This window comes from Morganella sp. HSTU-ASny43, from assembly GCF_022819185.1.
Lineage (GTDB): Bacteria > Pseudomonadota > Gammaproteobacteria > Enterobacterales > Enterobacteriaceae > Morganella > Morganella morganii.
In genome coordinates, this window is record NZ_WSPG01000010.1 from 14593 (window position 1) to 27706 (window position 13114).

General features: G+C 52.0%; 14 protein-coding genes and 1 other RNA gene. 4 read left to right on the top strand and 11 right to left on the bottom strand.

What is annotated here, in order from left to right; all coding sequences use genetic code 11:
- Window positions 1–256: 256 nt before the first annotated feature.
- The 4 genes from ubiI to GN208_RS07225 all read right to left on the bottom strand — a co-directional run bounded on the left by ubiI (window position 257) and on the right by GN208_RS07225 (window position 4690).
- Window positions 257–1492 (bottom strand): FAD-dependent 2-octaprenylphenol hydroxylase, encoded by a 1236-nt coding sequence (ubiI, locus tag GN208_RS07210; RefSeq protein ID WP_004238342.1) that lies wholly within the window; start codon window positions 1490–1492, stop codon window positions 257–259.
- A 3-nt stretch (window positions 1493–1495) separates the two neighbouring features.
- Complete coding sequence (gene ubiH, locus GN208_RS07215; RefSeq protein WP_004238343.1) at window positions 1496–2698, bottom strand: 2-octaprenyl-6-methoxyphenyl hydroxylase; 1203 nt, start codon at window positions 2696–2698, stop codon at window positions 1496–1498.
- 3 nt (window positions 2699–2701) lie between these two features.
- Window positions 2702–4021, bottom strand: a complete 1320-nt coding sequence (gene pepP / locus GN208_RS07220; protein WP_036416807.1) for a Xaa-Pro aminopeptidase — start codon at window positions 4019–4021, stop codon at window positions 2702–2704.
- An 87-nt stretch (window positions 4022–4108) separates the two neighbouring features.
- Entirely contained in the window at window positions 4109–4690 is a 582-nt protein-coding gene (locus tag GN208_RS07225; protein ID WP_004238345.1) for a YecA family protein, read from the bottom strand.
- A 149-nt stretch (window positions 4691–4839) separates the two neighbouring features.
- On the opposite strand from GN208_RS07225, the gene zapA reads away from it, so the two are divergent.
- From zapA to GN208_RS07240, 3 genes are all read left to right on the top strand, one after another.
- Window positions 4840–5169, top strand: coding sequence for a cell division protein ZapA (zapA, locus tag GN208_RS07230; protein ID WP_004238346.1), 330 nt, complete (start codon window positions 4840–4842; stop codon window positions 5167–5169).
- Window positions 5170–5277: 108 nt separating this feature from the next.
- Window positions 5278–5460: non-coding RNA, 6S RNA (gene ssrS / locus GN208_RS07235), on the top strand.
- A 37-nt stretch (window positions 5461–5497) separates the two neighbouring features.
- The gene (locus tag GN208_RS07240) at window positions 5498–6103 is read left to right on the top strand and encodes a 5-formyltetrahydrofolate cyclo-ligase (protein WP_004238347.1); all 606 of its coding nucleotides are present in this window, start codon (window positions 5498–5500) and stop codon (window positions 6101–6103) included.
- A gap of 170 nt (window positions 6104–6273) precedes the next feature.
- On the opposite strand, the gene serA is transcribed toward GN208_RS07240, so the two are convergent.
- Together serA and rpiA are read right to left on the bottom strand one after the other, a co-directional pair.
- Window positions 6274–7524, bottom strand: coding sequence for a phosphoglycerate dehydrogenase (gene serA, locus GN208_RS07245; RefSeq protein ID WP_004238348.1), 1251 nt, complete (start codon window positions 7522–7524; stop codon window positions 6274–6276).
- A gap of 286 nt (window positions 7525–7810) precedes the next feature.
- Window positions 7811–8467, bottom strand: a complete 657-nt coding sequence (gene rpiA / locus GN208_RS07250) for a ribose-5-phosphate isomerase RpiA (protein WP_004238350.1) — start codon at window positions 8465–8467, stop codon at window positions 7811–7813.
- Window positions 8468–8595: 128 nt separating this feature from the next.
- Here rpiA and GN208_RS07255 point away from each other — a divergent pair, with 128 nt between their 5' ends.
- Window positions 8596–9504 carry a LysR family transcriptional regulator ArgP gene (locus GN208_RS07255; RefSeq protein WP_015422913.1) on the top strand — a complete coding sequence of 303 codons (909 nt, stop codon included), beginning with the start codon at window positions 8596–8598 and terminating at the stop codon, window positions 9502–9504.
- Here the strand turns inward: GN208_RS07255 and GN208_RS07260 are convergent.
- From GN208_RS07260 to GN208_RS07280, 5 genes are all read right to left on the bottom strand, one after another.
- A complete protein-coding gene (locus GN208_RS07260; protein ID WP_015422914.1) occupies window positions 9501–10226 on the bottom strand; it encodes an oxidative stress defense protein in 726 nt (241 codons plus the stop codon). The genes GN208_RS07255 and GN208_RS07260 overlap by 4 nt on opposite strands.
- 91 nt (window positions 10227–10317) lie before the next feature.
- Window positions 10318–10941: an arginine exporter ArgO gene (gene argO / locus GN208_RS07265; protein ID WP_004238353.1), complete on the bottom strand. Its 624-nt coding sequence runs from the start codon at window positions 10939–10941 to the stop codon at window positions 10318–10320.
- Between the two features lie 126 nt (window positions 10942–11067).
- Window positions 11068–11553, bottom strand: a complete 486-nt coding sequence (locus GN208_RS07270) for a hypothetical protein (RefSeq protein WP_004238356.1) — start codon at window positions 11551–11553, stop codon at window positions 11068–11070.
- A gap of 65 nt (window positions 11554–11618) precedes the next feature.
- Complete coding sequence (gene mscS, locus GN208_RS07275; RefSeq protein WP_004238357.1) at window positions 11619–12479, bottom strand: small-conductance mechanosensitive channel MscS; 861 nt, start codon at window positions 12477–12479, stop codon at window positions 11619–11621.
- Window positions 12480–12609: 130 nt separating this feature from the next.
- The gene (locus GN208_RS07280) at window positions 12610–12981 is read right to left on the bottom strand and encodes a YacL family protein (protein ID WP_004238358.1); all 372 of its coding nucleotides are present in this window, start codon (window positions 12979–12981) and stop codon (window positions 12610–12612) included.
- Window positions 12982–13114 lie beyond the last annotated feature (133 nt).

Sequence of the window (13114 nt, forward strand, 5' to 3'; positions counted from 1 at the left end):
ATACCCTTTTCCTGACGTTATCACCGAATCACAAACGTAACCATAAGAAAAAATTGTGACCGTGTACGCGGACGGAAAAATACGAGCCGTCAGTATGCAGATTTTTCATCTGCCATTCTGAGCCCTGAGGCGCAAAAAAGCATTAACAGGTGATAGTTTTGAATTAAGCGGCGGGAATGCACTAAAACACCGGCCGGATCGACCGGTTAATTTTTAGTGCATTATGAATAAAACTAATGTGAAAAAAGCCCTTAAATTAGATTTTTTCAGCTGATGCCGGCTTCGGTTCACGCAGCCAGTCCGGCATATCACTCAGTCCGCGGGCATGGCGCAGCAGCGCCGGTTTCACGCCCGGCAGTGTGTCTGCCAGCACCAGACCGACATCACGGACCAGTTTTTTCACCGGATTGCTGCCGTCGAACAGTTCACGGAAACCCTGCATTCCGGCCAGCATCATTGCGGCACTCTGCTTGCGGCGGCGCTCAAAACGGCGCAGCCAGAAATAGTTACCGATATCTTTGCCTTCAGCCGTCAGACGGCGGATTTCGCCAATCAGCTCTGCCACATCCATAAAACCGAGGTTAACACCCTGTCCGGCCAGCGGATGAATGGTGTGAGCCGCATCGCCCAGCAGCGCCAGACGCGGCGCGGCGAACTGACGGGCATAACGTCCGGTCAGCGGGATTGCCCGCCGCTCACTGACCACTTCACACAGCCCGAGGCGCAGATCAAACGCCGCTGCCAGTTTATGGTTAAACGCAGCATCATCCAGATCCAGACAGTGCTGTGCTGTCAGTCCGGGCAGAGACCAGACAATTGAGCAGTGATGTGCATCCGGCAGCGGCAGAAATGCCAGAATGCCGTCGCCGTGGAAAACCTGACGCGCCACATTCTCATGCGGCAGTTCTGTGCGGATGGTGGCGACCAGCGCGTGATGCTCATAATCCCAAAACGAAACCGGGATATCCGCATGCTGACGCAGCCAGGAATTTGCACCGTCTGCCCCGGCCACTAAGCGGGTCGTGAGCATGTCGTCATTTTCCAGGGTGATAAAGGCATCGTTTTCGCCCCACACCACCTGACGGATTTGCGTACCGGTGAGCAGTGTTACATCAGACAGCTTTTGCACCCGCTCCCAGAGCGCGTTGCGGATCACATCGTTCTCAATGATATGACCAAGGTGTTCACAATGGGCTTCCGCCGCGCTGAACGCAATACGGCCAAAGCTGTCGTTATCCCACACTTCCATGCCCTGATACGGTGCCGCGCGTTTTGCCAGAATATCCTGCCAGACACCCAGTCGCCCCAGTAAGCGCTCACTGGCACTGTTGATGGCGGAGACCCGGACAGCAAACGGCGCCTGCGGATCAAAACGGGTATCCGGCGCCTGCTTTTCAATCACGGCGATACGCAGCCCGCAGCCGTGCAGACCACAGGCCAGTGCCAGCCCGACCATGCCGCCACCGGCAATTACCACATCATATGACTGCATTGTTTATCCTCTTTCCGTGGCGGTGTTAAGCGGCTGCGCGACCCAGCCGAGAGTCTGTTTTGCCAGCCGGTTGCGCAGAAACGGCAGCATTTCCATTGCCATCAGACCGGCATTCCGTCCGGCGGCCAGCGGGAAGCAACTGTTGGAGAAAAGGCGCACCAGGCTGTCGGTCAGGGTCATTGTCGCCTGCCGGTCAGCCTCACGGGCGGCATGATATTGCATCAGCACACGGTACTGACCAATATCTTCCTGTGATAAAAACGCCTGACTGATAACCTCCGCCAGTGCCATCACGTCACGCATTCCCAGGTTAAAACCCTGGCCGGCGATCGGATGGAGTGTCTGCGAGGCGTTACCCACCAGCGCCAGGCGGTGGGAAATCTGAGAGTGCGCGGCACTCAGAGTCAGCGGATAACAGTGACGGGCACCGGCAGTGACAATTTTGCCCAGTTGCCAGCCAAAGGCTTTCTGCAATTCGCGGCAGAAAGTCTCATCATCCCATTCACGCACGGCTTCCGCATGCTCTGCACGGTGACACCAGACCAGCGAACTGCGCCCTTCTGTCATCGGCAGCATGGCCAGCGGCCCCTGCGGGGTGAAACGCTCAAACGCCCGCCCCTGCGGATCCAATTCTGTCATCACATTGGCAATCACCGCCACCTGCTCATACGGGGTGTCGCTCCACTGCATACCGCATTGTTGCGCGACCGCAGAGTGACTGCCGTCCGCCGCGATCAGAACCTGACCGTTCAGTGTTTTGCCGCTGTCCAGCTGAACACTGACCGAATCCATTGTACGGGTAATGCTTTTTACGCTGTCCGGACAATACAACGTGACATTTTCGGCTTTTGCCAGTTCGGCAAACAGGGTTTGCCCGGCATCATACAGCTCAATCACCTGTCCGAGCGCATCAATATCATAATCACCGGCGGTAATATTCACACAGCCGGTATGCCCCTGATCAGACACATGCACCCGGGTAATCGGCGCCGCATGCGCTTTCAGGGCGGACCACAGCCCGATTTTCTCCAGCCGCTGACAGGTACCGTATGCCAGGGCAATCGCCCGCGCATCAAACCCCGGATGATGGTCATCCGGTAATCTGGCTTCCGCCAGTGCAACGGGAAGCCTGCCGTGACTGAGGCGGGAAAGTGCCAGCGCCAGTGTTGCGCCGGTCATTCCGCCCCCGGTGATTATCACACTCATTAATTATTCAGCCTGTTTTGCCTGCGCCATCAGCGCCTCAATATCATCTGCGTTTTTGACCACTGATGCGGTCAGGTTTTCGTTGCCGTCCGCTGTGATGACAATATCATCCTCGATACGGACACCAATGCCGCGATATGCTTCCGGCACATCCGCATCCGGCGCAATATACAGCCCCGGTTCGATGGTCAGCACCATACCCGGTTCCAGGATGCGGTCACGTTCTGTGCCGTAATGGCCGACATCATGTACATCCAGTCCTAACCAGTGGCTGAGACTATGCATGAAAAATGCGCGGTATGCTTTGGTCTCGATCAAATGCGGCACATCCCCGGTCAGTAAGCCGAGTTTTACCAGCCCTTCCGTCATGATTTCCACCACGCGCTCTGTCACCTCTGCAATAGAAGTACCGGGGCGGTAGAGTTCGAGGGAGACATCCAGGGTTTCCAGCACCAGATCATAGATTTCGCGCTGCTCTTTGCTGAATTTGCCGTTCACCGGGAAGGTACGGGTGATATCCCCGGCATAACCCTCAATTTCACATCCGGCGTCGATCAGCACCAAATCGCCGTCTTTCATCCGGCATTCGTTTTCGGTGTAGTGCAGAATGCAGCCGTTCTCACCGCTGCCGACAATGGTGTTATAGGACGGGAAACGCGCGCCGTTACTGACAAATTCGTGTTCAATTTCGCCCTGTAACTGGTATTCGTACATACCCGGACGGCATTTTTCCATCGCGCGGGTGTGTGCCAGTGCACTGACTTTCCCGGCACGGCGCATGATGTCCAGCTCCGCCGGGGATTTAAACAGACGCATTTCGTGGACAATCGGCCGCCAGTCAATAATCGTGCCCGGCGCGGAAAGGTTACGGCGGCTGCCGCGGCGCAGTGTATCGAGGGCATTAAAGACAATGGTATCAGCATACGCCATTTCGCCCTGAGCGAAATAGAGGGTGTCGAGGCCGTTAAGCAACTGGCAGAGCTGCTCGTTGATTTCATCAAACGGCAGTGCGCGGTCAATACCCAGTTTTTCCGGCGCAGCATCCTGGCCGAGACGGCGGCCGAACCAGATTTCCGCCGTCAGATCACGAACCCGGTTAAACAGAACACTGTGGTTATGGGTTTCATCACTTTTAATCAGTACCAGTACGGCTTCCGGCTCACTGAAACCGGTCAGGTAGAGAAAATCACTGTGCTGGCGGTAGGGATACTCACTGTCCGCATTGCGCTGTGCCGGAGGTGCCGAAAAGAAAACCGCCGCGCTGGCCGGTGCCATTTTTTCCAGCAATGCCTGACGGCGTGAGATAAATTCTTGTTTATTCATACCCTCTTTCCTTGTACTGTGTGATGATTCAGGAATCTGATGGTTCAGTGTGCCGCAGATTATCTGCTGCGGACAGATTCAGATATATCAGTGTAATGTCGGTTTCTGTTCCGGCGCATCAGCCTTTTGTGCGCTGCGCGGCTTCGCCAGCGAGATATAGCACAGCTGTACCGCAACGCGGACATACTCGATCACTTCTTCCAGCGCGTCATCCAACTCTTCGGCATCTTCTGCCTCATCATAGCCCAGCATGCCGATTTCCCGCAGATCAGTCACAATTTCTTTTACTTCCTTGCGATCACTGAATTTCGGATCCGCCACACCCAGACCTAATAAGAAGTGATTGACCCAGCCGGCCAGCTCATCAGCCCGGGCAAACACACCCGCTTCATCATCCGGCAGCAGTAAATTAAACTGACATTCGGTATCATCAAGCAGTTCAAATGTGGTATTAAAGAGAGCACGCAGCGGCTGTGCCAGAACCTGTGAAAACGCCATGCCTTCGTTGGTCAGGTCGTGGATCAGTGCCAGCCAGCTGTCATCTGTGTTACCGCCGCAGAGCAGACCCGTGATCAGGCCGTGCATCTCTGACGCGGTCATGGCGACGGCCTGCTGACGCAAAAGTTCATCAAGTGTTTTAAAATCGGGCAGTGTTTTATCCGGGGTCATTATTTTGCTCACCAGTCGGGTTTCAGTTCATGATATGCTACCATCAAGAGGCGCCGCTGTACCAGATAAGGGCTGCGGCCTGCTGCTATAACGTACACAATTCACGTCACACAGGATAATATCCTGTTGCAGAACCAAAGGAAGATTTCATGTCTGCACAACCCGTTGATATCCAGATATTCGGGCGTTCCATGCGCGTTAATTGTCCACCGGAACAAAGAGAAGCTCTGCTCGCTTCTGCTGCGGAGCTTGAACAACGGTTACAGGACCTGAAAGAACGCAGCCGGGTGTCCAACACAGAACAGCTCGTTTTTATCGTCGCGTTAAACATCTGTCACGAACTGGCACAAGAAAAATTGAAAACGCGCGATTATGCCTATAACATGGAACAGAAGATAAAACTGTTACAGCAGACTATCGAGCAGGCGCTGCATGACCAAACCCGAATCACTGAGCGCCAGGTAACACCTATTGAATAAAATTGTTTAGAAATCAGTCACTAGACAAAAAAAATTTCGAAATTAGGTTGCAATATCTGCCCGATTTCATACAATGAGTTTAAGAACAACGTTACACGAAGTTCACAAAATTCTCTGAGATGTTTGTCTGCGGGTCAGTCCCCTGAGCCGATATTGATACAGACAGAATGTGGTGATTTGTCACCGGTGAGCATACCTGATTCGTTCAGGCAGCCTAATGGAAGCAACACCGCGTTCACCTTGAACCAAGGGTTCAAGGGTTACAGCCTGCGACGGCATCTTGGAGACCTCTCTCTTCTTTATCTCCTGATATTTCGCTGATTTCACTATGACTCATGACCCGTTGTTACAAGCGCGGCATCATCTGCGTCAGTTAATCCGCAACAAGCGCCGTGCGCTGACACCTCAGCAGCAAAGCACTGCCGCACAAGACCTTGTTCAGCAAATCATTCATCACCCTGATATACACCGCGCCAATAATATTGCCCTGTTTCTCTCTTTTGATGGTGAGATTGATACCCGTCCGCTGACAGAGTGGCTGTGGTCACAGGGAAAACAGGTCTTTTTACCTGTTCTTCACCCGTTCAGCCGCCATCATCTGTTATTCCTTGCTTATCGCCCTGATACACCGCTGATTAAAAACAAGTTTTCAATTTCAGAACCGGCGTTGGATGTCACACAGGTATTACCGCCGCAGGAACTGGATATGATGTTTATTCCGCTGGTCGCGTTTGATGAAAAAGGAGAGCGTCTCGGGATGGGCGGCGGTTTTTATGACCGCACACTGACAGGCTGGCAGAAGAAAGGGTTTTACCCGGTGGGGCTGGCACATGATTGTCAGCAGGTTGATGAACTTCCTGCCGCACAGTGGGATGTCCCGCTGCCGGAAGTGATCACGCCATCACGTCGCTGGCTGTGGCCGGAACATAAATAAATCAGTATAAACAATCAGATAAATAATCCATCTGCTGCTGACAGCGACAGCGGTTAACGGGCAAATGAAACGAAAAGCATGCGCGTCATGGATGACGCGCCTGAGCGCACACGGATGTGTTTACCGCGACTTTTCGTTTTTGCCCGTTATCCGCAGAGCAATCACCGCTCTCAGAACAACAGACGTGCTCTGACAGTTCCCGGCAGCGCTTTCAACTGCAGCAGAACGTCGTCAGCTTCATCTTTGTTATTCGCCACAATGTCGATAACCACATAACCCAGATCACCCGCCGTCCGCAGATACTGCGCCGCGATATTAATACCGCGATCAGTAAAGACCTGGTTGATGCTGGTCAGCAGTCCCGGGCGGTTTTCGTGGATATGCAGCAGACGGTTGGCATTCTGGCCATGCACCGGCAGTGACACTTCCGGGAAGTTGACCGCAGAGAGCGTCGAGCCGTTATCGGAATATTTCGCCAGCTTACCGCCGACCTCAAACCCGATATTTTCCTGTGCTTCCTGAGTGGAGCCGCCGATATGCGGGGTGAGAATGACATTATCAAACCCAATCAGCTCTGAAATAAACGGATCTGCCGGGTCATTGTTGGCCGCCGGTTCAGACGGGAACACATCCACTGCCGCGCCGGACAGGTGTTTTGATGCCAGTGCCTGACTCAGAGCCGGGATATCCACTACTGTGCCGCGTGAGGCGTTAATAAAAATTGCCCCAGGTTTCATCAGCTCAAACTCATGTTTACCAATCATATTTTTGGTGGATTCCGTTTCCGGCACATGCAGGCTGACCACATCACTCATATTCAGCAGCTCAGACAGATGGCGCACCTGAGTGGCATTACCGAGCGGCAGTTTGTTTTCGATATCGTAAAAATAGACATCCATACCGATGGATTCCGCCAGGATACCCAGCTGTGTCCCGATATGGCCGTAACCGATAATCCCCAGCTTTTTACCGCGCGCCTCGTAGCAGCCTTTCGCCTGTTTATCCCAGATACCGCGATGCGCTTTGGCATTCGCCTCCGGAATACGGCGCAGCAGCAGTAATAACTGGCCCAGCACCATCTCAGCCACGGAACGGGTGTTTGAGAATGGCGCGTTAAAGACCGGAATACCGCGTTTTGCCGCTGCATCGAGATCAACCTGGTTAGTCCCGATACAGAAACAACCGACGGCGACCAGTTTTTCCGCACAGGCAAAAATCTCTTCCGTCAGTTGGGTACGGGATCGGATACCGATAAAGCGTGCATCACGGATCGCTTCTTTTAATTCTTCCGTGGATAATGCGCCTTTATGATATTCAATATTTGAATAACCCGCTGCTTTCAGACTGTCTACCGCACTCTGGTGTACGCCTTCCAATAGCAGAAATTTAATTTTATCTTTTTCCAGTGATACTTTTACCATGACCCTGCCTTTTGTTAAGTTCCCGAAATGTCCTGTCCTCACATCAAAATAACAAAAAATAACGTCTCCGCAATACACGCTCCTGTACAAGTCACAGAACAAGTCACAGGGAAAAGGCAGGTTTACAGGAGAAAATGAAAAAATGCCGCTGAGAGCTGATATTTTGGCCATATCAAAGACAAAATTGTGATATATATCACCGAAATTTATGATTTTAAAAAAATAAAAAAAGGAACCGTTTCCGGTTCCTTATTCAGCATCTGAATATGACAGATATAGTACTGATTTATTTAATGGTTTTTACGCCATCCTGAGTACCCATCAGCACCACGTCGGCACCACGGTTAGCAAATAAACCAACGGTCACCACACCGGCGATACCGTTGATTTTATTTTCCAGCTCAACCGGATTCAGGATTTCCAGGTTGTAGACATCCAGAATTACGTTACCGTTATCTGTTACCACATTCTGACGGTATTCCGGCTGACCACCGAGTTTGACCAGCTCGCGCGCCACATAAGAACGCGCCATCGGGATCACTTCCACCGGCAGCGGGAATTTACCGAGAATATCAACACGCTTGCTTTCATCCACGATACAAATGAATTTCTTCGCGATAGCTGCCACGATTTTCTCGCGGGTCAGTGCTGCGCCACCGCCTTTGATCATATTCATATGGTGGTCAATTTCATCCGCGCCGTCGACATACACGTCCAGGCTGTCCACATCATTGCAGTCCAGCACAGGAATGCCGTAGCTTTTCAGTTTTTCGGTTGAGACCACAGAGCTGGATACCGCGCCGTCAATCTGGCCTTTCATGGTTGCCAGTGCATCAATAAAGTGAGATGCGGTGGACCCGGTGCCCACACCGACAATGGTGCCCGGCTTCACGAATTCTAATGCTGCCCAGCCAACCGCTTTTTTTAATTCATCCTGAGTCATGTTATTGCCTTTTCGTCGTCATCCTATGCCACCGGCATAGCCCGCAATAATTATAGCAATTATTTCTCCCCCGGAATGCGAATTGTGGCATATTGTGAATGACTTATAAAAAAGAGGAGAAAACCGCCATGAGACGACCGGATTATCGTGCCCTGCAGGCGCTGGACGCTGTTATCCGTGAACGTGGTTTTGAGCGGGCTGCACAGAAACTCTGTATTACCCAGTCTGCCGTTTCGCAGCGCATCAAACAGCTGGAAAATCTGTTCGGGCAGCCGCTGCTGGTGCGTACCGTGCCGCCGCGTCCGACTGAAGAAGGCCAGAAGCTGCTCGGCCTGCTGCATCAGGTGGAATTACTCGAAGCGGAATGGCTGGGGGATGATGCCGGGAATATTGAGCCGCCGCTGATCTCTCTGGCGGTCAACGCCGACAGCCTCGCGACCTGGCTGCTCCCGGCACTGCGTCATGTTCTGGCTGACCTGTCTATCCGTCTGAATATTCAGGTGGAAGATGAATCGCGGACTCATGAACGCCTGCGGCGCGGGGAAGTGGTCGGTGCGGTCAGTATTCAGCCGCGTCCGCTGCCCGGATGTCTGGCGGATCAACTTGGCGCGCTGGATTACCTCTTTGTCGCCTCACCGGAATTTGCCGCCCGTTATTTTCCTGACGGTGTCAGCCGCAGTGCCCTGCTGAAAGCCCCGGCTGTGGCGTTTGATTATCTCGATGACATGCACATGGCCTTTTTGCAGACCAATTTTGACCTCGCCCCCGGCAGTGTGCCGAGCCACGTACTCAATTCCTCAGAAGCCTTTGTGCAGCTGGCAAAACAGAGCTCAGCCTGTTGTATGATCCCGCATTTGCAGATTGCGGATGAACTGGAGCGGGGAGAGTTACTGGATCTGACACCGGGGCTGTTTCAGCGCCGGATGCTGTACTGGCACCGGTTTGCACCGGAAAGTGCCACCATGCGCCGGGTGACTGACGCCCTGCTGAAACACGGGCGTCAGACCTTACGGCAGGAGCAGCCTGAAACGGCTTAACGTTTCAGTTCAAACACGACATCCACCTGGTCGCGGAAATCGATAGTCTGCTGTTCATAGGTTTCATCCGCAGAGACTGCTGCCGGTGCGCCGGCGGCCAGCATCATTTTATTACGCGCCATTACCGGAACCGGCTGTGGTGCGTTGTAACCGATGCTGTAAACCGCACCCAGCTCAGTACCAAAGCCTTTTGCGACCGATTTGGCTTGTGAAATCGCATCAGAAATCGCTTTCTGGCGTACTTCTTCACGGTATTTCTCCGGATTATTCACCCCGAACTCAACGGCACTGATATCATTCAGCCCGCTTTTCAGCGCACCGTCGAGCAGTGTGTTCAGTTTGTTCAGGTCATGCACTTTCACTGTCACAGAGCGTGAGGCGTTATAACCACGGATAACGGACTCTTCTTTCTCTTTGTCATAGACATAATCCGGACTGGTACTGATATTGGCCGCATTAATGTCTTTCTTTTCAATTCCCTGTGCTTTCAGGAAATCAAAATATTGCGCCACACGTTTATCTGCCTGTGCTTTGGCGGCTGACGCATCTTTTTCCTTTACTGTCACATTGATGGACAGTGTCGCCATATCAGGCTCAGCCTGGATCACGGCGCTGCCGGAGGTTGAAATATGCGGGCCTGCCGGCGTTTCCGCTGCCTGAGCAGCTGCCGCGTAACCACCCAGGGCAACCATAGCGGCAAGAGCAAGAGATTTCAGTTTCACATATCCTCCTTCTGTTTTAAACCGGTCACATAACAGAATGTTATGCCGGAATTAGTAACACTACCACACTCTGACGAAACAATATTTCGGATTAATAAGAAATATTCAATCCTTTTAAAGCTAATTGTATCGCGATATACCACATCACCGAACCGACAAACAGATTGATAATCCGCTGTGAAACCGGTTTTTGCAGCACCGGAGAGAACCATGCCGCCAGCAGCGCCAGGCCGAAGAACCACAATATTGATGCACAGACTGCCCCGGCGGTGAACCAGATCCGCATATCAGAACCGAGTTGCCCGCCGATGCTGCCCAGCACCACAAAGGTGTCCAGATAAACATGCGGATTCAGCCAGGTAACAGCCACCAGCGTCATAATCACCCGCCAGCGACTGCGGACCACCTGTTCCTGCATGGTCAGCGCGGTATCAGCGGTAAAAACTGCCCGCAGTGCCCCCCAGCCGTACCACAGCAAAAACGCCACGCCGCCCCAGGTAACCAATGCCATCAGCCACACTGACTGGCTCAGCAGCGCACTGCCGCCGAAGACCCCGGCCGTGATCAGTAAAACATCACTCAGCGTGCATAAAAATGCACTCATCAGATGGTACTGTTTACGGCTCCCCTGCTGTAATACAAATACGTTTTGCGGCCCGAGCGGCAGTATCATTGCTGCGCCAAGTAATAACCCCTGAAAATAAGTCGATAACATGCAAAAAATCCCGATAATTATTCAATCCACGCCGGATGGAATGAATATTACCGGGATTTCAGTATTAGTGAAATTAATACCATTAATGGACCATTACTGCGGCTAATAACACACGGAAAAATGCTGTCAGATCCACTCCCAGACCAGACGCACCGGTGTACCGAGACATTCACTCACACGATGGATAATTTCGTCACGCCCGTTATCCATGCAGACAATAAAACTGTTGTTATAACGGACTGTCAGCCCGTAACACGCGAAACCACCGGTTTCATCGTAATCCATCTCCGGAATAACGACCGGCGCCCCGCAGCAGGGGGTATTACGCGGTGTCAGCGCCGCAGAAATTCGCGCCTGTCCGGTGACCGCAAAAATCGCATTCATCTGTGCGCCCCACCAGACACCGGAAACCGGCTTACGGCAGACAGGGCAAAGCGGATAACGGAAATTTTCACTGCCGGACCAGAACATAACGTCCGGATCCGCCTGATGCATAATATCGTCAGCCGCCATCCACTCACTCAGATACTGCTCCGCAGCCTGTTGCTGCTCAGCATCCGGGATATAACTCAGTGTCTCAGGAATAAAATGAAGTAAATGCTCGCTCATCATAATCTCTCACAGTACGGCAAAAAAAAGCGGCACCCGAAAGGGGCACCGCTGATAATATACACCTGTTATGCCTGTGTTTGCTGACTATTCTGATGCATATGCACATCAAGCTGCGGGAACGGAATGCCGATATTATGCTTATCGAGTGCGCGCTTGAAGTTTTCCAGCAGATCCCAGTATACATCCATGAAATCGCCGTTTTTTGTCCAGTAGCGGACAACGAAATTCAGAGAAGACGGCGCCATTTCATTGAGACGCACCACGATGCCTTTCTCTTTCTGGACACGCGGGTCAGCCGCGACGATCTCTGTCAGAATCTCTTTGACCTGATCAATATCCGCGTTGTAGGCCACACCGACAATAATGTCACGGCGGCGATCTGGTTCACGGGTCACGTTAATAATATCACCCGCAATCACTTTACCGTTCGGGATCACAATGATTTTGTCATCCGCGCTGCGCAGTGTGGTGGAAAAAATCTGCACATTCTGAACCGTCCCTTCTGACGCACCGATAACCACATATTCTCCGGCACGGATAGGACGGAAAACCACCAGCAACACGCCAGCCGCGAGGTTAGAGAGTGACCCCTGCAATGCCAGACCAACGGCCAGACCTGCCGCACCGAGCACCGCGATCACAGATGCGGTTTGTACGCCGAGACGTCCCAGCACCGCAATCAGTGTGAAGGCAATAACCGCATAGCGAACCATCGCGGACAGAAAATCAGAGACAGTGACATCCACGCCGCGCATTGCCAGCAGGCGGGAAACCGCTTTAGCAGCCATTTTTGCCACAAACAGACCAATAATCAGGGTCAGTACGGCAGCCACAATATTCACTGCATAATCCAGCAGCAATGCCTGATTATTTGCCAGCCATCCGGTTGCCTGATTCAGACCGTCCGTCAGGATTTGTTCATTCATTCATCCACCTCATAAGTTACCGGAAATAAAGAAAAACAACATTGTTGCAATAACCGACCGATTATCGCCCCGGGTAAAGAACCTCTGGTTTATATTACCGTAACAAATGAAAATTTCAGAATAAAAATTCTCATCCCTGCCCGCCGGTCACAATAAATTTACGATAGTTTTCCAGTAAAATCATAAAGTCAGCTGTGCCGCAGAATGCAATACTTTCATTATCGTAATAACTCATGCCTTCGTCCGGCTCATCTGTTTCAAAGGTAATCTGATTCGCGTTAATCATGATTTCCTCATCATCCATCAGCAAAGTGTATTCATGCCCCACACGCTGCCACTGCTGTTCCCGCCCTTTAATACTGTCAAATGCCACGGTTATCTCATCAATCACCGAGAGATCCCCTTTCACTTCTTCATTCAGCCAGTGACCGATCGCTTCGTGATCCATTGACAGCTTAACTATCACGTTCCCGTCGATCCCGAGGGAAAATTCATAATCCATCGCTGTATACCTCTTGTTAATGCTTTACCGCTGTCACGTATGCAACACCTGCTCTTATTTTAGCGGGTTATCCCGTTTCCAGGTACATTGATACCGTAATTAACCGGATAACAGGTATAAAAAACGGGAGACA

What these genes read in the sequence shown, in the direction of transcription:
- GN208_RS07240 (WP_004238347.1), top strand. Translation starts at nt 5,498, where the DNA reads ATGACTCATGACCCGTTGTTACAAGCGCGGCATCATCTGCGTCAGTTA.
- ubiH (WP_004238343.1), bottom strand. Translation starts at nt 2,698, where the DNA reads ATGAGTGTGATAATCACCGGGGGCGGAATGACCGGCGCAACACTGGCG.
- GN208_RS07270 (WP_004238356.1), bottom strand. Translation starts at nt 11,553, where the DNA reads ATGATGAGCGAGCATTTACTTCATTTTATTCCTGAGACACTGAGTTAT.
- mscS (WP_004238357.1), bottom strand. Translation starts at nt 12,479, where the DNA reads ATGAATGAACAAATCCTGACGGACGGTCTGAATCAGGCAACCGGATGG.
- GN208_RS07225 (WP_004238345.1), bottom strand. Translation starts at nt 4,690, where the DNA reads ATGACCCCGGATAAAACACTGCCCGATTTTAAAACACTTGATGAACTT.
- GN208_RS07280 (WP_004238358.1), bottom strand. Translation starts at nt 12,981, where the DNA reads ATGGATTATGAATTTTCCCTCGGGATCGACGGGAACGTGATAGTTAAG.
- GN208_RS07255 (WP_015422913.1), top strand. Translation starts at nt 8,596, where the DNA reads ATGAGACGACCGGATTATCGTGCCCTGCAGGCGCTGGACGCTGTTATC.
- zapA (WP_004238346.1), top strand. Translation starts at nt 4,840, where the DNA reads ATGTCTGCACAACCCGTTGATATCCAGATATTCGGGCGTTCCATGCGC.
- serA (WP_004238348.1), bottom strand. Translation starts at nt 7,524, where the DNA reads ATGGTAAAAGTATCACTGGAAAAAGATAAAATTAAATTTCTGCTATTG.
- argO (WP_004238353.1), bottom strand. Translation starts at nt 10,941, where the DNA reads ATGTTATCGACTTATTTTCAGGGGTTATTACTTGGCGCAGCAATGATA.
- pepP (WP_036416807.1), bottom strand. Translation starts at nt 4,021, where the DNA reads ATGAATAAACAAGAATTTATCTCACGCCGTCAGGCATTGCTGGAAAAA.
- ubiI (WP_004238342.1), bottom strand. Translation starts at nt 1,492, where the DNA reads ATGCAGTCATATGATGTGGTAATTGCCGGTGGCGGCATGGTCGGGCTG.
- rpiA (WP_004238350.1), bottom strand. Translation starts at nt 8,467, where the DNA reads ATGACTCAGGATGAATTAAAAAAAGCGGTTGGCTGGGCAGCATTAGAA.